Source organism: Aliikangiella litoralis (genome assembly GCF_052495765.1).
Map to the genome: position 1 here is coordinate 672,966 of NZ_CP199292.1, position 23,323 is coordinate 696,288.

Genomic DNA, 23,323 nt, shown 5'->3' on the forward strand with positions numbered 1-23,323 from the left:
CTATTGATTGGCTGAATTTTGCTAGTTTTAAATATTTTTCTGTCTCATAATCTGAGCTCGTTGGTGGTTAGGCTGACTAATAAGTTGACAAAACATGATTTGTTTTACCCAAAAGTAATAGGTTTCATTAATTGTCCGTAGGGCACAATATTTTTAGTTGTTTTATAAAAAGGAGAAAAAATGCGTCATTTAATTTTTATTATCATATGTATATTTTGTTTTTTAACTACGAATGTTAATGCAGAGAATAAGTGGACAGGTGGTAAAAAAATTCAATCTGTTCAAATTGTTGAGCATGGCGGAATAATTATTTACTTTGATTCTGAAGTCAACCCTACTTGTACTAATGCGGGAACTTCTTCAATTTATGTATATAAAGATCAAGTTGGCATGACCGATGATGGAGTAAAGGCATTTCTATCTAGTTCATTAACCGCTCTTACAACTGGCATGACTGTTGACGCTATGTACGATGACTCTACGTCGCTCTGTTGGGGGAAATATTTGGTTATTAGCAAGTAAGTCTAGAACAGCATTAATATGCGTATTTGTTCACTAGCTAAGCTAAATAATGTAAGCTCGCTCTATCATTTTAGTCGCGACTAATTTTGAGTGTGGTTCAAATAACAATCGAATTCAATTATCAGGATTTTGGGAAAGTAGGAAAAGTTTATGACAAACGTAGTTAAAAAGCATTTAGGATTTGCAATGGGTTTGTTGTCATCGGTGGTGGTGACCTCTGCATTAGCAATGGCACCAGATGATGAGAGTTTTTATACTAGCCTGACTTTTTCAGAACCTTCCCGCCAATGCACCATTTTACAAAACCAAGGACAAACTAGTTGTGATATTGGGGTTAATTTATCCACTTATCGAGTCTATAACACTTCTGGAACGCAAACTGACGGACGGGTTTTTTATTATCAAGGAAGCCAAGTTGCGGCGACTCCTCCAGCTGCAAACTTTACTTTAACTGTAACGGCTGGGGAACATGCTTACTTTGTGGGTGGTGTAGAAAATACTAGCAGTTCAAGTTTTAGTGGTAATTTGGTGGGGGTGTATGAGGATTACACGCCTTTATTTACCCATTCAGCAAGTACCCACAATAGTGTCGTTGGTGACTTTGATGGTAATGGAGAATGGGATACCTATTATCAACCAAAGGTTGCGGACACTATTGGTGGGATTATGCCGGTGGTTGCTAATGCTTATTTAGACTCAACAATTCATAAAGCCTGGACGACTACCCACCCTCAAATTGCAGCCATTAGTGATTGGAGCGAAGCGAGTTATGCGGCTTTTTCTGGCAACTTTAATTCAAACCCAGGCGATGAGTTACTGTTATTAGGTCATAAAACGATTATTTTATTGCACGGTGATATTATCACACCAATAGTCACCTTCCCTGAAGTCAATAATGCAATCGTTTCTTGGGATGGTTCAAACCAGGCGAGTCATAGTGAATTTGAGTTTGATGCTAACCCGGCTGATTATGTGGTGCATGTGGGGGATTTAACTGGTGATGGTTATGATGAAATCTTTTTGCAAGCGAAGTCGAATGGTCGAGCTTCTCACATTTTGAGTAACACAGGCGCTTTAATTCAAACGATTCAAAGCGGCTTTTTAAACATTGACTGGTCAGCACAAAGTTATACGGCCTCCATTCAAAATGGCAACATTAATCTGGTTAACTTGATTAATGGTTCAGAAAACAATGTTGCAGAAACCAACTCAAGCGGTGTGGTGACTAATTTACAAACCGAAGTGACCAAACCAACGATTAGTGGTGACAGTGTTCGTTATGTCTATAAAGGGCAAACTTATTATTTTGAGCCAACTTCAACCTCTTCTACAGCGAGCTTAACCTTTGCTTTATCGGGCCATCCGAGTTGGATGTCGGTTAACAGTAGCAATGGTATTGTGAATCAAACAGTGCCTTTAAGCAGTGGTAATGAAAGTCATGTGATTACCATGACGTTAACTGAAAACAAAGGTTATACGGTTCCGGTTAGTCTGTCGTTTCAGTTAGATGTTTTAGAAGCTTTCACTATTGATGAAACGAAAGATTATGATGTTTATATTGCGGCTAATGGCGAAGTTTATTTAAAAGCCAAAGATGGTAGTGGTTATTACCGATTGAAAAAAGAGGGTGATAGCTATTGGTTGATGAAGATTAGTGCGGCGGAGTTTAATGCTGCTGGTGCGGTGTTAGATGCTGAATATCAAGTTGTGTTTAATGACTATAACCAAGATGGTAATAGTGACTTGGTTATTTATCCTCCTTTAGATTCAAGTAAGCAATCTTTTGCTGTCTCTTCGGTGAATAATGCGGGTGAGCGTGAAGTGGGTGTGGGAAATGCGATTGAGTTTTTGATACCAGATGTCGATTTGGTTTCGGTGGCAGCCCCAACCAACGAAAACGTTGGCCATTTAAATCCCTCGGTGAGTGTGAATGGCGGGGCGGTGAATGCATCACTGCCGATTGTTTTACCGCCGGGTCGAGCGGGCATGCAACCGAGTGTGAGTATCAGTTATTCCAGTGATGGCGGTAATGGTTTATTAGGTAAAGGTTGGTCTTTAAGTGCTGGCTCTGCCATTAGACGTTGCGCCCACTTGTATGATATCGACCAAAGCAGTCGCAGTGTGATGGATGATGATAGTGATAAGCTGTGTTTAGACGGCACCCGTTTAATGGCGGAGGCGAATAATACTTATGGGGCTAGTGGAACGGTTTATCATCCTGAGAATCAACCGCAGGTTAAAGTCACGCAAAGCGGTGCTTTATCGGGCGTGAGTAGTTTTACGGTTGAGTATGCCAATGGTCATCAATCTTTTTATGGGACTAAAGCGAATAGCCGGGTAGTGCGAACCACTAACGGTACCACCATTACCTGGAAGCTTGCACAGAAACAAGACCATTTAGGTCTGCATGCGATTGATTATGAATATGCTGACGGTTCTAGTAGTGCATCGGTCGGACATTCTTTATTAACATCGATTTACTATACGGGCAGTCCTACCACTCCTGGTAACCGTCAGGTGAGCTTTGAGTATGAAGCGCGCCCGGATGTAAGAATGACTTATCGTAATGGGGGTTCACGATTAATGAATCAGCGTTTAAGTCATATTAAAACTTATGTGGGTAATGCATTAGTGCGTGATTATCGTTTTAATTATGCGCTGGCATATGATGCCAATAATAATGAAATTCCGGCCAGAGTGAGTTTGCTGGATGATGTTAAAGTTTGTTTCGGTATTGGGGAGACTTGTTTGCCTACAACCGATTTTGAGTATGGTGTCTTGAGTAGAGGTTTTGCTACACGAACCAGTGTTACAACTTTTGATAGTTATGATCGAGGTACTGTGAAAGCTTCGGGGGATTTTGATGGAGATGGCATTAATGATTTTGAATATGGTGAGCATATCAAAAATGGTCAAGCTGTCAGTAAAGTACTGCTATCTTTAACCGATACAGAAGTTGACTTACCTGTTTATGGGGGAGTGCAAAATAGTTTTAATATTCGGTTAGATATTGTTGGCAAATACGCAGATATTGACTTAGATGGCCAAACCGATATTGTTAACTTAAACAATGAAAACATAGTCGTAGAACGCCTTGTTAATGGTTCATTTACCACAACAAACTTATTAGACGCAAATGATGTTCCATTAACAACTCGCTGTGCTTACAACTATTATGATAATCCAGATCAAGAACCAGGCGGAGAGTTATTTAGGGACTGTACTCCAGTTGTATTTGATGCCAATGGAGATGGCAAACCTGATTTGTTAGTTCCTTTTCAAGATTATGGAAATACACCAACTAACTTGATGACAGTTAACTTTACTCTTTATTTGAATCAAGGAAACCTAAAGTTTACAAAACAGTCGGCTACTACCTTTAATCCAAACAATGATGCTCCTTTACAAGTTGGTGATTATAACGGTGATGGATATCTGGACTTATTTGCGACACAAGTTAGAGTGAACGGTGGCATAAGTCCTGGAAAATTGGATATCTATCAAACTAATGTCAGTGGTGATTCTGTGAGTGGTTTCACTAAAACGACAACGGCATTGCAAAATATCAGAATGACTGACATTAATCGAGATGGTATATCAGACCAGTTGTTAAGAAATGCTGCTTATCTCGGCAAAGGAGGGGGGCAAAGTATCCTTCATAGTAACATTGGGTTGCCGACACAAAAGCTTAATTTAGGTAACGGTGTAGAAGTTGAGCGAATGGACTATATGCAAACCATCGATTACAACTATGATGGGATTATCGATTTAATTTATCCTAATAGTGTTGCCTATGCCGCTATTTGTAATGAAACAAGCACTGGTGGCTGTGTTTCTGTTTCAGTGCAACGAGAAATATTAAATTTCTATGTTTTTAACTGGGTGGTTATGGAAGGTCAAGTGGCTGCCGATGGAGCATTAACGTTTACTCAAGTGGATAGCTTAATTGGTAGTTTAACCGACTTTTCGGTTGGTGATTTTGATGGCGATGGTTATGAAGATATCGCTACGCGGCTTGGACGAAGCAAATCAGTTCAAGGGGCTGCATTAAGTATGGGAGGGAGTTATACCCCAGGTGTTTATGTTTATTATAACTTAGGTAGCCAAACCGATAAATTGACTTCAGTTACTACTGGATTAGGAGTTGAGCATAAATTTATCTACAAAGCATTAAGCGAGGAAGTAGGATTCTATGAAGTGGGGGAGAGTAGTACTAGTTTTCCTTATGTGAACTTTGGTAGCAACCATATTTCAGTAAAAGAATATTGGACGAGTAATGGTGTGGGTGGACAGAGTAAAACCCAATTCCAATATCGAAAAGCGCGTTATCACAAACAAGGTCGTGGTTTCCAAGGCTTTGGTCAAATCATCGAAAATAAATTTGAGACTAATGTTGATACGACGGCTTATGCCAAAATCACCACCGATTACCGTCAGGTATTTCCTTATGCGGGTATGGTTTCTCAACAAACCAGCGAGTTTTTACATAATCTGGCAATGGTTAAAACAGCTGAGGTGACTAACACATTGCCGACTTCTCAGGCTGGCGCTTATGCTGGGACTTATGTGGCTTATCAAGCTCACTCTGAGCAAGTGAGTTATGACTTAGACGGTACAGTCATCAGCACCCAAACCACCGACCAGACTTTAAATGCCTATGGCCAACTGGTGGAGAAAACGAGTACGGTGTTTGATGGCAGTGATAAGGCTTTGGCAGATGTGTCGAAGGTGGTGAAGCAGACATTTAATTACAATACCAGTCAATGGTATCAGCTGGATAGCCAAACCACCCAATCGACGGTGGCTTATCAAAATGATTTAGGCTTTCCGATTGGTGCACTCAAAGATGTCACAGTGACTCAAACCTATGGGTATGATGTTAATAACACGGATGAACGCCGCCCGACATCGGTCATCACTACCACCAATGATAGCCCCGGTTATTATTTACAGGTAAACACCGATTATGGGACGGATGGTCAGGTGGAGACCGTCACCACCAGCAGTAATGGCGGCACCAACCATGATATCCAGGGCGTGCGTTCAAAGACCGTTGAATATACTGCTGATGGTTACTTTGTGGCGAAAACCTTTAATAGCCTGTGGGGAGATGGTACGCCGGAAGCCACCCATACTTATGACAGTGCCACCGGACAGGTGCTCACCAGTAGCGATGTGAATGGGGTGAAAACCACCAATACCTATGATGACTTTGCGCGTCTGATTTCCACTCAGGTGGAAGGCTTACCGGCCACACTCAGTGGGATGCAATGGTGTAATGCCAGCTTGTGTAGCGGGATAAATAATGCGGTGTACTTTGTGACCACGCGTCAAGCAGGCGCGCCTGAAAGTCGCGTTTATTTTGATAAGTTAGGCCGTGAAGTGTACAAAGCGGTGGATAGTGTGAACTCACAGGTGATTGTCGCCTGGAGTGAATATGACAACCGAGGCCGAGTGACTAAAGTGGTTGAACCCCATTATCAAGGGGCTGTTGTGGGCACTTATGGCGCCATTAGCTATAGCAACTTCGATGCCCTAAGCCGAGCCCGAACCAAAGAAGTGAAGCGAGACCCCATTGAATATATCGTCACCTACAGCTTTGAGGGTTTAAAACAGAATGTTGAGGTGGATGTGTCAGTGGGAGCGGATATTACGATGGCCACCCAAAACAGTATTCTGGGCGCTCCGTTATATCATCAAGATGCCCAGGGACAACTCACCCAATTCCGTTATGATGCATTAAATAACCCGGTTGTGGTTAACGATGTCGCGGGTAATTCCATCACCGCAATTTACAATGGTTTTGGGCATAAAACCCAAATGAACGACCCGAATATGGGAACCTGGTCATTTGCTTACAATGCGCTCGGTGAGCTACGTCTGCAAACCGATGCCAAGAGTCAAACCACCAGCTTTGATTATGATGCATTAGGTCGAATCATCAAGTCGTCACCGCAAGGGGAAACGGCCAGTGAGTTTTTCTTTGACCCAACTAATCATTTGGGGATGTTACAAAAAGAAATCAAAGGCACAGCCTTTGAGCGACACTACACCTATGATGGTTATCAACGTCCGACGCATGTGAAGACACTGATTGATGGGGGCAGTAAAAACTTTGTTCATCAAACCCTATACGATGGAAATTATGGCCGGGTGAAAGGAGAAGTCTCTCCCGATGGTTTAATCCTGCAACATACCTACAATGCTATCGGTATGGCGCTACAAACCAAAGATGTGGGCACTAATAAGATTATTCGTTTAGTCAGTGACTTTGATGCCAGAGGCAATATCATTCAGCAACAGTTTGGTGAAATCATCAATGAGTTTAATGAATACACCGTGGCAGGTTTACTCAAAGAGCGCTGTGCCACCACCAATGCGAGTACTTGTTTAGGCAGTGGGGCTCCGGCGGGTATTCAACACTTGTGGTATCAAACCTATGATGGTTATGGCAACTTAACCTACCTGCAAAACCTGGAGATAGGTCAACAAGAAGGCTTTGTGTATGACAACTTACATCGTTTAACCCAAAGCAATCGCACCTGGGATAACTACACGCCGGTCACCCAACATGAAACCATTAATTATGGTTATGATGCCGTGGGCAACCTGACGTATAAAAGTGATTTCAGTAGTGAGTCAGCTGGGGCTTATCAATATGGTGATACTGGAAAATCATTGGGCGGTAACGCTGGACCGAATGCGGTGCGCAGTATTACCTTAAAGGACAACAGCACTTTAAGTTATACCTATGATGATAATGGTAACTTAATCGATGATACTATCAGAACCATTAGTTACGGGGTGAATAATAAACCGGTGACCATTAGTACGAATAGTGCCTCACTGGGATTCAGTTATGGCAGTGATGGTTTACGTTATAAACAGGTGAAAACCAAAAACAGTGTGACCACCACAACCTATTATGCGGGTAACTATGAGTTAGAAGAGAAAAGTGGCAATAGCACCAGTCGAACCAATGTGGGCGGTTATGCGCTTTACCGAACTGAGAATGGGACTAGTAGCTGGCACTATTTACTCAGAGACCACTTAGGCAGTATGGATACGATTGTGGATGCCAGTGGTACTGTTGAGCAACGTCGTAACTTCGACCCCTTTGGTAAAGCCAGAGATGCAATGGCGGATGATACCAAACATGGCGATACCCTTAACAGTGCACTCCAACTCGGAGGTCAGTTAGATTCTGACATTACCCCAAGAGGCTTTACCGACCATGAGCATCTGGATGATGTGGAGCTCATTCATATGAATGGGCGGGTGTATGATTATCATGTAGGCCGTTTCTTAAGCGTTGACCCGTTTATATCGATGCCGGGTAGTTCACAGGCTTATAATCCGTATAGCTATGTGATGAATAATCCGCTTTCTTATACTGACCCGACTGGGTATGTGGCTGAAAAATCAAGTTTTGGCAAGTGTCATGATGATCCTTTGTGTGTTAATTTGATTAGTGAACAAAATAATAAAACAGATGGTAATGGGGCTAGTGAAGGAACTAATACTGAACAGGGAGTAGTGTCCAATGTGCAGGATAATACCAGCAGTTTTTCTTTCCTTGATGTGGATCTTACAGAGTGGTTTAATAGCTTAGTAGCTGGAGGAAGTCCGAAAAGTAAGAGCCCCAGTCAGGAAATAATACCGGACGGCAAAAACCAGTATGGATTTTCTTTTGATAAAGAAGATCCTTTTTATCATAAATTCATATTAGAGAACCCTATTTGTGAGACTTCATATAACGGGTGCAGTATCCAAAAGGTATACGAAGAATTGCTTATTAGGCCCGCCCCTAGAAATAGTTATGACTCAAAAGTTACAGATGATACCAAAACTAACGTTATTGCGATCGCAGGTTTATCGGCAGGGATAGTAGGCCATATAGTAGATGAAGATAATTTTACTGTAGTAAATTATACATACCCAGGGCATATTTTTCATAACGGAACAATTACAAGAAGCGTTTATGAGGAAGATGGGCGGATATTTATAAGAACTATAGGCGAAGGTATTAATAGGCCTTTAAGGAGTTTTCCATACATTAATCAAAAGACTTATACAACTAAAGCAATATTAAACTCAATAAGTTGGGCTGCGAACCACGTGGGGGGAAGGGGAGCATTTAACAGTTTAGATGCTTCAATAAGATATCAGATTTTGAATAAAAGCCAAGAAGGTAAGAAAAAACTGCATTTTGAACAGCTTTATAGAGCTTTAGGGAATTTATAATGATTGATATATCTGTTATAAGAAAAGTAGTAAGAATTTTCATAGCACTTATGATGCTGATAACTCAATCTTGCGGTTATTCTGAATATGAACCTCAAGTAGCCAAAAGCATTATTATTAATCCTGATCGAGCTGAACATGCAATCAGGATAATTAGAAAATTCGCAAAGAAAAATGGTTTTCTATCGCAATTGGAACGAAGGGATATATTAAAAAACAATCAAAAACACTTTAGTATAATATATAAAAAAGAAAGCTCATTTATAAATATAAAAAACATCTCTTATAGAAACTGTATTGATATATCTCTATATTTAAAAGATGAAAGTAATAATGTTTTAAGTGAGTTAAAAAGTATTATGGACACTTTGGATGAATATTTAATTGAAAACTCTGGAGATATTTTTCTTTCTCGATTATCTGAGCAAAGTTGTAAAACTCAAAAAACAAAAAAGAGTAAATAAGAGGTGTCCTGTTCGAATGTCCGCCGTGACTACCTAGATCCAATATCCAAGTGCACCATGAAAGTAGAACATAACGCCCCTGCCTGCTAGTGTTTGGTTTGCAGACTAAACATTAATCAGGAGGAACGTTATGTCCTATAGCCATCTTACCCCAGATCCTAGTTCAAAGTGCACCGATGCCTTACAGCTCTCATAACTTGTGATTCATAGACATGGTTTCAATTTTCTCAGCTTCAAATCTACCTGATAATTGGCCACTTGTATACGTTCTTTGCTAGGATCTGTGAAACATATTAAGACAGGTGCTCGTGATTCTGAGTATGTTGTAGATAAAACGAAGGTAGGCTACAAGTGGTATCAATAAGGAGAACTGCAAAGATGAAAATTATGATTTTAATATTGCTAGTTTTTTCTTGCTTTGTTAAAGCGGAATCTTCTAAACCTTATGGTGATAATTGTGAACGTCTAGTTATCCCCACCTTGTGAAGATATTTTAAAAGCTTAAAGTCTTCAGTTTTTTTAATTCAGGAGACTTTAAGATGAACAAACGTAGCGAGCAAGAATGGTTGTCATTATTTAAACAACACGATGAAAGTGGTTTAACGGCAGCCGCTTTTTGTCGAGAGAATCGATTGTGTGCCAAATACTTCAGCAAGCGGAAGCTGGATTTAAACTGGAAAGCCGAGCGGCTCCAAGGTACTCAGTCATTTATCCGAGTGAATCGTCCCAAGTCAAGACCGACACAGATTGAAATGAAAGTTGGAGAGCTGCAATTGAGTTTACCCGATTCAGTAGAGGCCAACTGGTTAGCGAAGCTTGTGTGAACGTCTAGTTATCCCCACCTTGTGAAGATATTTTAAAAGCTTAAAGTCTTCTGTAGATTACTTTTTTACCATCATACTTTTTACTAAATTATACGTCATACAATTTACTAAAATTTGAGCAGTTTTACCGCGCTATTGTCGTACACTATTTTAGCTTTGCCAAACTATTGTCGTACGCTGTACCAAATTGTCATCGAACACTTTGTGGATAACTTTTTTAAAACAATTTTTGCATAAAAAAAGGGCTTTCGCCCTCGGTAAAAATTTGCTCTAATGCTCGCGTAGCGAGCATTATAAAGTGCCGTTGGAAGTTCTGATTAAGAGACTTGCTGCTTGATCAATTCCTCGTGCGATCGCCAATGCGGTTGCACGAGGACGTGATTAACATGAGTAATTGTCACCAACTTTTTTGTTTCTCTCGCCGCTTCGATAAGGCTGGCTAGACACAGGTTTCTACAGAGCCGTAAGTTGCCCTCACTTGAGCGAATAATTAAGGCCATTGCAGCTTCGTCGAAAGTGTTAACGCCTAGCTTGGCACTTTCCAATTCTTTGACGATATAGCGCTCCATATCTTCATCATTAAGCGGTTTAATGCTGGCAGAGTAGGTGATTCGGCTTTTAATGTCTTTGTTTGTGCTGAGTGATAGATAGTGTAATAGTTCCGGTTGACCCAGTAGCACCAGGTTATGATTTTTAGGAAAGCGTTCGAACAATAAACGCAATTTTCTTAGCACCGATAAATCGAGTAAGTGCGCTTCATCAATCAAAATGTATAAGGTTTTACGCTCTCTCACTTGCGCGAAGGCAGCTTGAATTAAGTCGCTTTCAATCTGTTTTTCGCTGGTTTCAATTTTAAAAGATTCAGCCAGTTGCCAGAGAATTTGCCGATAAGTATGCAGGGTGCGCGAGCAGGAGACAACGGTGCATTCGCGTTCATTGTTAAGACGCTCGATGTACTCTCGCAATACGGTTTTGCCGACCCCCGGCTCACCAAGGATTACCGAAAATCCGCCTTGCTGCGCGTGAATTTTAATAATGTCGGCAATGCGTTGTTGTTGTGGTAGTAGGTTAAGTTTTTCACGTTTGAACGGTGTTTGGCTAATGCCGAAGATAGCATTGATCATTGTGAAACTCCTTGACGCGGTTGCTTAGCGTTAAAGTAAAGGTTAAGTGGCAGGGCGTCGCCCATGCGTTGGTTTTGGTAGTAGAGTACGTAACGATTTTTGTGCGAGCGATCAAAACGCACTTGAATCGTTTTACCGCGTAAATCGACAGGGCATTCGAACTTTTGCGCATGGATTGAAAATATGTTGACCGAGCTGACCTTGCGCTCTTCTTCAACAAAAAAGACTTCGTCGGCATATTCATCATCAAGTAGGTAATGAATGCGTGCATGGTCAAGGTTGAACCTGTCCAGAGGCTTCATTTGTATGCCTTGGTGAGGTTGATTATTATAGCGGCTTTCTATCCAGTCTGTGGTTTTCTGGTTGAGTTCATCAAGCGAGTTAAACGAATGATTAACGACTAAAAAGCGATCACGAAACCCTCTAAAAAAGCGTTCGATTTTACCTTTGGCGGCCCCATCGCGAACGGGAGCGTGAGAGAGACGAATGTTGAGCCTGATGCAAGCCTGGAGTATTTCCTTCGACTTGTAATTGGAACCATTATCGAAGTAAAGTCGCTCTGGTTTACCGCGTTTAAACAAGGCGCTTTTAAAGGCTTCAATCATGTTTTCGGTGTTGTCGTGGTAGAAAAACTCGGCGTGAGTAATAAGACGACTGGCATCGTCGATAAAGGCGATCAGAAAGGTTTTTTTCCATTGACCATTGGCTTGCAAAATGGCCGGTCCGTGCATGGTATCGGCCTGCCACAGCTCATTGGCGTACTGCATAGCAAAAGCGACACGGAGCTTCTCCGCGGTCTCTTTGCTCAGCAGGTTATTATCGCGAATTAAGCGATAAAAAGTTGTAGGCGCTAGTTGTTGACGACAGAAATAATTGCGCTCCAGCAAGCAGCGATAGAGGGTGCTTTTGGGGATTTGACCGACCTTGTTTTGTCGTAGCGAGGGTAATACCTCGTTAATCGCTTCAGCAAGTTGTGATAAAGAGACTTTACGCTGAGTGTTTTTGTCGGCGCGAACTTTTCGCTCAAGCGTGGTTACACCATTTTTTTTATAACGGTACAACCAGGTACTAATCGTACGCCAGGTAAAGCGATAGTGCTTGCCTGAAGTTTGCTCAAAAAAGGTTTGTGAACTAACGGCCTGGACACGTTGACGAATGCTATTGCCGGGTGCGTAGTCAACCGCGGCCAGCACTTTAAGGCGGATCTCAAGTGGTGGTCTTTTAGAATATTCAGACATAGAAATATCTCCGGTAAAAAATGGAGCGAGGAGACTAAAGTAAGCAACGAAGCGATTCGAGTGACAAAGTTTGTGGCAGTGTTGATTGACTCGCTTGAAGTCGATCAAGGCGGCAAATAAACGCGCATAAAAAGGTAAACCAATAAAACTGATTAGGCTAACAATGACATTTGTAAACGACTTTGGATGCGTTGCAAATGGGGTTGAGATGCAAACAACGCTTGAAGCGTGGGTAGTAATAACGCAAGCCGTCGACTGTTAAAGGGCGAGCAAGGTTGACAGGTTCTTTGCAGCAAGCTCCGTATGTTCGCCAACTTTGACATAAGCGAGTTAAGCCAGCGCCAAGCCTGACGAGGCTCCGTTCGATGGTGGCCCACAGCGCCATGCCATGCCTTAGATATAGGCAGACCGTCAAACAACGCGATAACAAAAGCTAGCAGAGTTTGCAGCGGATAATGCTTGTGAGGAAGTACGACGTCGAGATAAAGCTGCCGTGTGCGACCACAGCCCAAGTGGCTACCTCGATTACTACATAAAATACGCTTACCAACAATCGCTCGAAACTGATAATTCAGTTGTTTATAAACGTAACCGTGCGAAACCCACTCACAATTTTTAAGGCAAAACTGACAGGCATTACTCTGTGGAATAGATTTTAGACGATGAGAGAAAGACTCAAGCTCAAAAAGTGAAGAAAAAAACACCTGCATAAAAATTAACCGATTGTAAAAAAGTCAAAATTCTACAGAGAAATTTAATTTACCGAATTAGCGTTATAACGAAAAATTAGAGGACGACGGTAAATTGGTAAAAAAACGATGGATTGTTCGACGGTAATCTGGGAAATTACAGTAGCCTGGGTGAGCGGTTTCTATCTCACCACAAGCTTCGTCATCATGTTTCTTCTTTTCAAGCGCAGCAACTTGCGCATCGCTTAAAATGATACCGTCATTAGCGACCTTTTCCTCAAGTGCTTTAAGACGCTTTTTGAAGTTTTCCAGATCATGACGAAGCCAAATTGAACGAACGCCGCTGCCAGAAACAAAGACACCTTGTTTACGCAGCTCATTGCTTGTTCTATGTTGACCAAAGGCTGGTTGTTCAATGGCATAGGCAACAACGGCTTGTTCTGTCGCCTCATCAACTCTATTTTTAGGATTGGCCTTACGTATGGTCTTTTCGATTAAGGCGTCAATTCCACCTTCTTCAACTAACTCTTGATAACGATAAAATGTATCTCGAGATACGCCCATCACTTTACAGGCTCTTGAAACATTATTGAGTTCTTCGGCTAAGTTTAATAAACCTGCCTTGTGTTTAAGAAATCAATGGGGTCAGAGAAATTGATTTTCAAAATATCTGACCCCATTGATTCTAGAAATAACGTAATTGCTCAAAAAGCGGGGGTAAATAAAACTTATTCTGTTTTATTTATAAAATGAGTCAAGTCGGGGATTTTTGATAAGTTTTGAATTCTGTCTTTGAGAAAAGCCAAGAATGATATTTGATGGCGTTGACAGGTTTTCTTGAGTGATAAAAAGGTATCAATCGCATCCCGTCCATCATCACTTTTTGTACAACCGCTTATTTTCCGTCGCTTCACATACTCTCGAATATCTGATTCACTCATATTATTATGCAAAGGCACATGCGGCTGCTCCAAACATTTAAGCAATTCGTTTTTCATATTCAACAAGTGGGCTAATTCATTATTAATGACCTTAAATTTTTCGACTGGCTGACATAAATTATCGAATCTTTTCCTGAGTTGATATTTTCTTTGATACGATAGTGTATTTCCGTTGATACATTCTTTTAACGTTCGGTATAGTTTCCAAAACTGTTTGAGTTTTTTATCTTTCTGGCCGATTTGCCTCTCATTTTTAGGCAATATTTTTGTTAGTTTTCTTTCTGCATGCACCCAACAAGCAGCATTTCGCCCTAGTTCAAACTGCTTGGCTTCATCACTCAGAATAACGAGTGTAGAGGGGAATACAGCTTCAGATAAATGACCTATCATTGCTGCTTCGACTAACAACTTATCCGATGTCTGATTAAATGACCCACATCTGAGATAATTAATAAGCTCATTTTTACTGGAAAATGCGATATTATTGTTGAGTTTTAATTGAATTTCTATTCTATCCCGATCGAAATTCGAAAATTGCTTTTTTGTACATAGATAATCAAAAGCTGCCTGATTGAGCTTGTAACCGCTATGACTTGTTTGCAAAACAGATAAAAAATTTGATTTGCTTTTACTTTGAGATGTTTTGAAATAGGCAAATTTTTCGTTACCCAACTGAGTGCAATAACCATTTTTCCCTTGATGCCTGGCACCTGTATCATCAACTTGAATGTAATCACTATTTTGAATGGCTGATGAGAGTAAAGATTCTTTTTCAGCATGCCAATCTTGTTTTTTCTTAGTCAGTAAGTTAGAAAGTTGTCCAGAAGAAATAGAAATACCAAGTTCGCGTAACTGATTAAGCAACAGTGGCTGAGTGACATGGTTGTGGTAATACTGATAAAGAATAAATTCGCGGAGTGAGGGGCCAAAATGATTGCCTCTAATTGCTGCTGGCAATTCACCTAACAGATACTCGCCTGATGGTAATTGCCAGCGTTCACGCCGATAACAATGGTTGTGAACCTTAATTTCAATATCCTGAACATAATAGTCTTTAAATCCCTTAAAAATGGAACCTTCAGGAAGGACATCAATTTTAATAAGATGGGTCTTGGTAATTTCTAATTCCGATTTTTTAGGGTTCTTAATGACTGTACGCTTTTTTTTAGCGGCTTTATAGACTTTGTCGGTAGAAGCAATGACACTTGGTTTGAGTCGTGGTTTTTGGGCGCGCCCAGCTAATCGAGCATTTTCTGATTTGAGCAACTGATTCTCATCATAATAGCGTTGAGCCATATCTTTTAGAACACTAGCAACATGATAAAGATGGCACTCATAACGTGAACTACCATATTCAGGTTCCAAATTATCAGACACACAGATCAAGCCATCTTTAACAAAGACAAATTGATTGGTGCCACTGTTACCGTCTGAAATAAAATCATCCATCTGATTATTGTGCTGGAAGATAAATGTTTTTAATGTGATCTATTTTAGGTAGTTAACTTGATCTATTTCTGATGTTCTTGTGATCGATTGCTTACAATTTACCCCCGCTTTTTGAGCAATTACATAGTTTGAGTAAATCAACTTTCCTTCTTTAAGGCTTCTAGATGTATTAAGCGAAAAACCTGAAGGTAGCCAATAAAGCCCTTTAAATATATCTATTGATGTAGTTAATTCTTTTTCCATACAAAAGTCATAATATTTTTTAATCGCAGGTATTGAACGATTTTTACTACCGTCCACACTAGAAATATTGCTAAATAAAAACATTATCAGAATTTTTTGAAACATAGATCCTTTTAACATAACTTAAAGTCCTCAACAAAAAGCTTACCATCAAGATTTACTTCACTTTTTACATAAATCAAACAACTCAATTATAATCATTTAAAAAGCTAACTAGAAATTGTACTTATGGTATGAATTCACACTGAAAAAAACATGATCAAGCTAGAAATATTTTATTTCTACAATATTCGGCTAAAAGTTAAATATGAACACCTATTACTTCTAAGAGACATTCACAAAACTTAATATTTTAGAGAACACCTATCAATTCATTATTTAATATTTATTAAATCAAAAAACTTTTGACGCCACTTATATAATTCACTACTTTTATTTATATTTCTGCTTTCTTTTAAAAAGTAATCCAATCCATTATACCATCTATTAACTACAGAGTAATCGGCTCCAGATACAATAAGCTCATATACAACATCATATTGATTTAAGCTCGCAGCTTCTAACAAAGCAGTATTACCAAACTTATTTTGTTTATTTAAGTCAACACCCGCTTTAATTAAAATTTGTATATTTTTTATACCATTTGGAGTAGCAGCCCTAAATAGGGGCGTTTCTTTTTGCCGAGGATCTACCAAATTTGGATCTGCGCCATGCTTTAGTGATTCAATCAAATAATATGGATCATTTAAACCTGCACAGCAAAATATTACCGAATTATCATTCCTTAATATAATATTGGAATCAGCTCCGAGTTCTAATAACTTTTTAAAACTTTTTTTATTTTCTGTAATTGTAGCCCAAAATAAAACGGTCATTCCACAGTTAGCTTTTTTATTGATATCTATCCCATTGCGAGTTTGCTCCTCTATTTGTAATAAATCACCAGAATCTACCGCTTCTGCCAATGTTTTCAATGGTTCGCTATCAAATATTTCGGTAAACACCAAAAATGTATACTCCTTATTATTACTACAATCTTTTAAAAGCGAAAGATGGGACAACCGCCACTTGAAACGCACTAATTTGGTGCACACCTTTATAATCTATTGATTCTAAATTATTTATGAGAAGCGGCTGTCCCATTTCTCTCTTCTTGGGCTTGGTCATATTAAATTGCAAGAACCAAAGCTAGAGCCAGATGGATGGATGACTGGTCGAACCTGTTTTGACACCGACCGATAAAAGAACGAAGTGAACTATTAAACAAGGCGTTGCGAGCTAAAACAAACACCAACCAGAAAAGGCTGGTATAAGAATTTTTATGGTTTACTTGACACGGCTGACTAATGGGTGACCCCTTATACTTATATTATTTCACTACATTTTTTATCATCAACCTGCTGAAGCTTTAAGTATTCTTCATCAATTTTTTTAATTCTAAAATTAATTTTTTGCAATTGATTTAAGTTACTCAAAGCTTTTTTATAATATAAACATTTTTTGTATTTAATATAAAGGAGGCGATTATAAAGTGCTAAATTAAAAGCAGCTGGAGCATAACCAAGAGAAAAGGCCTTATTTAAATATTTTTGAGCCTCATCGTAATGGCTACCTGAAGAAACTTTACCTCTTAAAAGCATATCTCCATATGCAAACATAGCATTTAAGTCACCATTATCAGCGGCACGTTTCATCCAATGTTTAGCTAGATCAACCTTTTTTTTAAAAAAATAAACCTTTGCTAAATACTTTTGTGATGCAACATTATTGTTTTCAGCACTTTTTTTGAAAAAACTAATAGCCTTCTCTTCATTTTTTAAAACGCCATTCCCTAAATAATATGCAACACCTAACTCATGAATAGCAGGAAAATAGTTCACATTAGATAACTCTGTTAAAATAAGAATAGCATTTTCAAAGTTTTTATTTTCAGCAAAATCAAGGCTTAGTCGATATAATGACGCATGAGAGCCAGTATATTTAACTGATTCTCTTAAGTATTTTTTTGATAATTCAGGCTGTCGCGTCACTCCTATTCCTCCCAAATAAATTATTGCTAACCTCTCAAAAGCTAAAGGTTTCAGATCGTTATGAACTCCTTTATAGAGCATTTTTGCTTTCTCAATATTTTTATTAATATTAATACCAAAAAAATACATATCAGCGATTAAATACTTTTTGATATCATCAATACCTTTCATAAAAAAATCTTTTTCACTACGGAATATTCCTGTATCAGTTATTAATTTAAGAACAAATCTCTCCTGGCTTGTAACAGCATTATTCCTTATCAAATTAATTTTTTTTAACTTTTCTTTATCATCTAACTTAGTCTGATTGGCACATAGTTCATTTATACTGCTCCTAAACTTTTGACTTATATCCAAAGAAAGTTCGAGAGCTCTCTTATCAAAAGTACAGTTTATATAATTATCTTTAGCAGCTAACAACCCTACATAAATATTGCATGAAATCACTAATAAAATTAGTTTAAGCATATTCCTTTTCCTACATAATCAATTCGATAAAATATCTTTTATTTTATCTTGAAATGCTCGAGTAAATGACTGAAAGAAAGTATTAGTATTATGCAAGGTATTATTTTCTGCACTTATTTTTAATTTTTGACCTAGTGCACCAACTTCAATGTGGCTTCTCCCAACACCATTAGATAAATTAGTCGTATGACCTGCCCCAACAAGCAAGGTCATTGTTGTACCTGCACTGCCAGCATTAATAAGTAATAAGTCATTTCCACTAGTATATTTCAGCACAGCTAAGGGGCCACCAAAAGATGCTTCCCAATTTCCATCTAAACTAACTTTCGCCCCAGCACCTTGACCACCAACTTCTATAGAGGGAGCTATATATTTATACTTTTCTTTATCAACATAATAAGTTGCTCCTCCAAGCTCGATTGCAATATTACCACTTCCTGCTGATACTTCTAATACGACACTCCATTCAATGTTATAATTATCTAACCAAGGTAAAGCATCTTGTTCGTAATACTCTTCTAAAGATTTAGTAAAATTAACATGTTCATCATTAAATGCCCGAGAAAAAGCAGCTGTCAAAATCAATAGGGTCAGAGTATTTGATTCTTCCGTTTAAACGACTCAGACTTCCTATCGCCTCCTCTTTGTCTCGGCTCCGCCTGCCTACCGGTCTTTTTCTCTATTTGTTGTTTGAATTTGCTACTCCCCAAAACCCATGCACGATTCACTGATTGGCGAATTTCTTCTAATGTATACTCACTTAATGTTTTTTCAAATAAGGCTAAATAACGTTTTTGACGTGTCTTATCTGTTTTAGCTAAACGTTCATAAACTTCATGTGGGGTAATTAAACTGATTGCTACTCCTAACCCATTTCTTCGAAAACTTGACCAGGGGTATTCACCTGGTTGAGCCACCATCTCCGCCCTTACTGGATTTAACTCAATATACCGACTCACTGTCAATAAATATTGTTCACTATCAATCAAAGTGGATTTATAACGTCCTTCCCACAAAGTTCCAGTTCTTTCATATTTGTGGTTAATGTAACGAACATAGTAACGTCCTAGCGACTGCATCAATCGACTAACACCATCACTTGTTTTAGGTGTCATTAGTAAATGGACATGATTGGTCATCAATACATACGCATGCACTGATACTTTCAGTTTTTGGCTATACTCTTCTAATTTGGATAGATAAACCTTGTAATCTTGTTCCTCGAAAAAACAAACTTCGCGATTATTTCCACGTTGTATGACGTGTTGAGGGACACCTGGAAGATTTAAGCGAGGTTGTCGAGCCATATTCATCACCAAGAATCATTCATGACAATACTATACCTATCTACCACAACAAAATCAAATACTCCGACCCCATTGATTTCGGTATCTAGGTAATTGCTCAAAAAGCGGGGGTAAATAAAACTTATTCTGTTTTATTTATAAAATGAGTCAAGTCGGGGATTTTTGATAAGTTTTGAATTCTGTCTTTGAGAAAAGCCAAGAATGATATTTGATGGCGTTGACAGGTTTTCTTGAGTGATAAAAAGGTATCAATCGCATCCCGTCCATCATCACTTTTTGTACAACCGCTTATTTTCCGTCGCTTCACATACTCTCGAATATCTGATTCACTCATATTATTATGCAAAGGCACATGCGGCTGCTCCAAACATTTAAGCAATTCGTTTTTCATATTCAACAAGTGGGCTAATTCATTATTAATGACCTTAAATTTTTCGACTGGCTGACATAAATTATCGAATCTTTTCCTGAGTTGATATTTTCTTTGATACGATAGTGTATTTCCGTTGATACATTCTTTTAACGTTCGGTATAGTTTCCAAAACTGTTTGAGTTTTTTATCTTTCTGGCCGATTTGCCTCTCATTTTTAGGCAATATTTTTGTTAGTTTTCTTTCTGCATGCACCCAACAAGCAGCATTTCGCCCTAGTTCAAACTGCTTGGCTTCATCACTCAGAATAACGAGTGTAGAGGGGAATACAGCTTCAGATAAATGACCTATCATTGCTGCTTCGACTAACAACTTATCCGATGTCTGATTAAATGACCCACATCTGAGATAATTAATAAGCTCATTTTTACTGGAAAATGCGATATTATTGTTGAGTTTTAATTGAATTTCTATTCTATCCCGATCGAAATTCGAAAATTGCTTTTTTGTACATAGATAATCAAAAGCTGCCTGATTGAGCTTGTAACCGCTATGACTTGTTTGCAAAACAGATAAAAAATTTGATTTGCTTTTACTTTGAGATGTTTTGAAATAGGCAAATTTTTCGTTACCCAACTGAGTGCAATAACCATTTTTCCCTTGATGCCTGGCACCTGTATCATCAACTTGAATGTAATCACTATTTTGAATGGCTGATGAGAGTAAAGATTCTTTTTCAGCATGCCAATCTTGTTTTTTCTTAGTCAGTAAGTTAGAAAGTTGTCCAGAAGAAATAGAAATACCAAGTTCGCGTAACTGATTAAGCAACAGTGGCTGAGTGACATGGTTGTGGTAATACTGATAAAGAATAAATTCGCGGAGTGAGGGGCCAAAATGATTGCCTCTAATTGCTGCTGGCAATTCACCTAACAGATACTCGCCTGATGGTAATTGCCAGCGTTCACGCCGATAACAATGGTTGTGAACCTTAATTTCAATATCCTGAACATAATAGTCTTTAAATCCCTTAAAAATGGAACCTTCAGGAAGGACATCAATTTTAATAAGATGGGTCTTGGTAATTTCTAATTCCGATTTTTTAGGGTTCTTAATGACTGTACGCTTTTTTTTAGCGGCTTTATAGACTTTGTCGGTAGAAGCAATGACACTTGGTTTGAGTCGTGGTTTTTGGGCGCGCCCAGCTAATCGAGCATTTTCTGATTTGAGCAACTGATTCTCATCATAATAGCGTTGAGCCATATCTTTTAGAACACTAGCAACATGATAAAGATGGCACTCATAACGTGAACTACCATATTCAGGTTCCAAATTATCAGACACACAGATCAAGCCATCTTTAACAAAGACAAATTGATTGGTGCCACTGTTACCGTCTGAAATAAAATCATCCATCTGATTATTGTGCTGGAAGATAAATGTTTTTAATGTGATCTATTTTAGGTAGTTAACTTGATCTATTTCTGATGTTCTTGTGATCGATTGCTTACAATTTACCCCCGCTTTTTGAGCAATTACGTATCTAGTATCTATGATAATAATGTGAAAAAACGCGGCTTTACCTACGATGCTAGTGGCAATTTAATCAATGATGTCGATTTAGCCAACAGTGCTAATAACCGTGAAATTCGTTACGCTGCATTTGAAAAGCCGGTTTACATTAAGAAAGGTTCAAGCAATGCGAACGAAATTTCTTTCCGCTATGGAACGGGGCGAGAGCGATACCGAAGAATCGATAATGTTTATGAAAATGGTCAACCGATTACCGTTGAAACGACTTATTTAGGCAGTTATGAAAAAGTAGTGCACACGGGCGGTGCGAAAAATGGTGATGTTGAACATAAGTATTATATTGCAGGTGTTGCACTTAGGATTGATACGGATAAGGCCAATGGTTCAAGTGAATCGAAAACGAGTTATATGCATAAGGATCATTTGGGATCGGTAATAGCCATTTCAGATGAAAGCGGTAATGCGGTTAAGCGTTTCCGTTATGATCCTTTTGGTAAGCAGTATGAGGTAACTAATGTTTCGCCGTTAACAGAAATGGCGGTAGTGAGTAAGTTAGCGATTACAGATAAAGGATTTACCGGTCATGAAATGCTCAATAGTGTGGATATTATTCACATGAATGGCCGAATTTATGATGCCAATATTGGACGCTTTTTGCAGGCCGACGCTTATATTCAGGCACCTAAGAATATGCAGAATATGGATCGGTATTCTTATGTGTTGAATAATCCATTGAGCTATACGGATCCGAGTGGGCACTTTTTTAAGAGTTTGAAAAAATATTGGCGTGTAATTGCTGCAGTTGTTATTAATTATGTGTTTTGTTCTGGTGGATGCACATTCTTGGAAACGATGGCCGCAGGTGCTGTTTCTGGAGCTGTTGCAACAGGTAATTTAAGAGGTGCTATTTCTGGGGCTTTTAGTGCAGGCGTTTTTTATGGAATAGGGACTTACTATGATAGTGTTGCTAATGCGAATGGTGCTGCTGTATATAAAGATTTAACGGAAACCTATGGATTGTCTGAGTCATTTTCAAGTGGAGTGGCTAATTCTGCAACTCAGTTAACGACAGCACAGCAAGCCGGAAAAGTCCTAGCTCATGCTATGGCTGGTGGTGTGATGTCTAAACTTAATGGAGCAAAATTTGGGAATGGTTTTATTAGTGCTGGTATTACTCAATCCTTTTCTAAATCAATAAATGGTTTAAATACTCGTGGGAGTCGAATATTTGCTGCATCTCTATTAGGCGGCAGTGTTTCGAAACTGACGGGAGGAAAGTTTGCCAGTGGAGCATTGACTGCCGCTTTTTCTAGGACGTTTAATGATGAGTCACATATGGAGGAGGGATCTGATTCAGATATAGGTGCTTACTCTCCAGCTTCAGGAATTTATGCAACTGAAGATGGAAAAGCAGTTAACATACAAGTTACTGACAATGGGCTTGTTAATGGTGATGGAAGTGTTGCTTACGCATTTGATTACAGAACAGGTCTTGTTTATCCTATTGGCGATACAGGTAGAGTGAGTAGTGTTGCACCTGAATCTTATGCGGTTGGAGCCGCTGGATTATTTAAAGGTACTGCATCATATATAGGTCAAAGACTATTTTTAAGTGAAACGTTCGGTATAACCTCAAGTAGTTTTGCACACAGTGTGACTGGCGTAACTGGAACGATGAATGTAACAGGTAGTTCACTAAAGGTTGGTTGGAGTAGTGTTAGTGCTAACGGAGGAGGAATGATGCTCAGAGTCGGTGTCGGAGGAAGTGGGAATATGGCGAGATTTCATATGTATGTTCCTGGTAGTTTCGTACCTAACAAATTTGCGAATGGTGTCATTCAGGTTAAAAGAGCACTGAAGAAGATGGACGACTGATGGAG

Annotated in this window: 15 protein-coding genes and 1 pseudogene; 5 read left to right on the top strand and 11 right to left on the bottom strand. The window is 39.1% G+C overall.

The genetic code is table 11. From position 1 onward, the window contains the following. The first annotated feature begins 180 nt into the window (after window positions 1–180). From ACT5E3_RS02945 to tnpA, 4 genes are all read left to right on the top strand, one after another. On the top strand, window positions 181–522 hold the full coding sequence (locus tag ACT5E3_RS02945) for a hypothetical protein (RefSeq protein WP_444996826.1): 342 nt from the start codon (window positions 181–183) through the stop codon (window positions 520–522). A 150-nt stretch (window positions 523–672) separates the two neighbouring features. Beyond that, window positions 673–8,766 (top strand): FG-GAP-like repeat-containing protein, encoded by an 8,094-nt coding sequence (locus tag ACT5E3_RS02950; RefSeq protein WP_444996827.1) that lies wholly within the window; start codon window positions 673–675, stop codon window positions 8,764–8,766. Next, the gene (locus ACT5E3_RS02955) at window positions 8,766–9,230 is read left to right on the top strand and encodes a hypothetical protein (protein ID WP_444996828.1); all 465 of its coding nucleotides are present in this window, start codon (window positions 8,766–8,768) and stop codon (window positions 9,228–9,230) included. Before ACT5E3_RS02950 ends, ACT5E3_RS02955 begins: the two co-directional genes overlap by 1 nt. A 539-nt stretch (window positions 9,231–9,769) precedes the next feature. Next, window positions 9,770–10,054, top strand: a complete 285-nt coding sequence (gene tnpA / locus ACT5E3_RS02960) for an IS66 family insertion sequence element accessory protein TnpA (protein WP_444996829.1) — start codon at window positions 9,770–9,772, stop codon at window positions 10,052–10,054. A gap of 317 nt (window positions 10,055–10,371) precedes the next feature. Here the strand turns inward: tnpA and ACT5E3_RS02965 are convergent, their stop codons facing one another. The 11 genes and pseudogenes from ACT5E3_RS02965 to ACT5E3_RS03015 all read right to left on the bottom strand — a co-directional run bounded on the left by ACT5E3_RS02965 (window position 10,372) and on the right by ACT5E3_RS03015 (window position 21,326). Then, entirely contained in the window at window positions 10,372–11,178 is an 807-nt protein-coding gene (locus ACT5E3_RS02965) for an ExeA family protein (RefSeq protein WP_444994433.1), read from the bottom strand. Beyond that, window positions 11,175–12,416, bottom strand: a complete 1,242-nt coding sequence (locus ACT5E3_RS02970) for a DDE-type integrase/transposase/recombinase (RefSeq protein WP_444996830.1) — start codon at window positions 12,414–12,416, stop codon at window positions 11,175–11,177. The genes ACT5E3_RS02965 and ACT5E3_RS02970 overlap by 4 nt, the downstream gene beginning before the upstream one ends. Window positions 12,417–12,568: 152 nt before the next feature. After that, window positions 12,569–13,126, bottom strand: coding sequence for a hypothetical protein (locus ACT5E3_RS02975; protein ID WP_444994431.1), 558 nt, complete (start codon window positions 13,124–13,126; stop codon window positions 12,569–12,571). A 126-nt stretch (window positions 13,127–13,252) separates the two neighbouring features. Next, a pseudogene (locus ACT5E3_RS02980) lies at window positions 13,253–13,738 on the bottom strand (helix-turn-helix domain-containing protein); the annotation flags it as partial. Between the two features lie 95 nt (window positions 13,739–13,833). Then, window positions 13,834–15,495, bottom strand: a complete 1,662-nt coding sequence (locus ACT5E3_RS02985; protein WP_444996831.1) for an IS66 family transposase — start codon at window positions 15,493–15,495, stop codon at window positions 13,834–13,836. Between the two features lie 39 nt (window positions 15,496–15,534). Further along, entirely contained in the window at window positions 15,535–15,858 is a 324-nt protein-coding gene (locus ACT5E3_RS02990; protein ID WP_444996832.1) for a hypothetical protein, read from the bottom strand. 254 nt (window positions 15,859–16,112) lie between these two features. Then, complete coding sequence (locus tag ACT5E3_RS02995) at window positions 16,113–16,742, bottom strand: ankyrin repeat domain-containing protein (protein WP_444996833.1); 630 nt, start codon at window positions 16,740–16,742, stop codon at window positions 16,113–16,115. A gap of 360 nt (window positions 16,743–17,102) precedes the next feature. Next, window positions 17,103–18,236: a tetratricopeptide repeat protein gene (locus ACT5E3_RS03000; RefSeq protein ID WP_444996834.1), complete on the bottom strand. Its 1,134-nt coding sequence runs from the start codon at window positions 18,234–18,236 to the stop codon at window positions 17,103–17,105. An 18-nt stretch (window positions 18,237–18,254) separates the two neighbouring features. Beyond that, entirely contained in the window at window positions 18,255–18,821 is a 567-nt protein-coding gene (locus tag ACT5E3_RS03005; RefSeq protein WP_444996835.1) for a hypothetical protein, read from the bottom strand. A 5-nt stretch (window positions 18,822–18,826) separates the two neighbouring features. Further along, the gene (locus ACT5E3_RS03010) at window positions 18,827–19,543 is read right to left on the bottom strand and encodes a transposase (protein WP_444996836.1); all 717 of its coding nucleotides are present in this window, start codon (window positions 19,541–19,543) and stop codon (window positions 18,827–18,829) included. Between the two features lie 121 nt (window positions 19,544–19,664). Further along, window positions 19,665–21,326, bottom strand: a complete 1,662-nt coding sequence (locus ACT5E3_RS03015; RefSeq protein WP_444996831.1) for an IS66 family transposase — start codon at window positions 21,324–21,326, stop codon at window positions 19,665–19,667. A 147-nt stretch (window positions 21,327–21,473) separates the two neighbouring features. On the opposite strand from ACT5E3_RS03015, the gene ACT5E3_RS03020 reads away from it, so the two are divergent. After that, window positions 21,474–23,318, top strand: coding sequence for an RHS repeat domain-containing protein (locus ACT5E3_RS03020; protein WP_444996837.1), 1,845 nt, complete (start codon window positions 21,474–21,476; stop codon window positions 23,316–23,318). Window positions 23,319–23,323 lie beyond the last annotated feature (5 nt).

Coding starts and splice junctions, on each gene's coding strand:
- ACT5E3_RS02945 (WP_444996826.1), top strand. CDS start 181: ATGCGTCATTTAATTTTTATTATCATATGTATATTTTGTTTTTTAACT.
- ACT5E3_RS02950 (WP_444996827.1), top strand. CDS start 673: ATGACAAACGTAGTTAAAAAGCATTTAGGATTTGCAATGGGTTTGTTG.
- ACT5E3_RS02955 (WP_444996828.1), top strand. CDS start 8,766: ATGATTGATATATCTGTTATAAGAAAAGTAGTAAGAATTTTCATAGCA.
- tnpA (WP_444996829.1), top strand. CDS start 9,770: ATGAACAAACGTAGCGAGCAAGAATGGTTGTCATTATTTAAACAACAC.
- ACT5E3_RS02965 (WP_444994433.1), bottom strand. CDS start 11,178: ATGATCAATGCTATCTTCGGCATTAGCCAAACACCGTTCAAACGTGAA.
- ACT5E3_RS02970 (WP_444996830.1), bottom strand. CDS start 12,416: ATGTCTGAATATTCTAAAAGACCACCACTTGAGATCCGCCTTAAAGTG.
- ACT5E3_RS02975 (WP_444994431.1), bottom strand. CDS start 13,126: ATGCAGGTGTTTTTTTCTTCACTTTTTGAGCTTGAGTCTTTCTCTCAT.
- ACT5E3_RS02985 (WP_444996831.1), bottom strand. CDS start 15,495: ATGGATGATTTTATTTCAGACGGTAACAGTGGCACCAATCAATTTGTC.
- ACT5E3_RS02990 (WP_444996832.1), bottom strand. CDS start 15,858: ATGTTAAAAGGATCTATGTTTCAAAAAATTCTGATAATGTTTTTATTT.
- ACT5E3_RS03000 (WP_444996834.1), bottom strand. CDS start 18,236: ATGCTTAAACTAATTTTATTAGTGATTTCATGCAATATTTATGTAGGG.
- ACT5E3_RS03010 (WP_444996836.1), bottom strand. CDS start 19,543: ATGGCTCGACAACCTCGCTTAAATCTTCCAGGTGTCCCTCAACACGTC.
- ACT5E3_RS03015 (WP_444996831.1), bottom strand. CDS start 21,326: ATGGATGATTTTATTTCAGACGGTAACAGTGGCACCAATCAATTTGTC.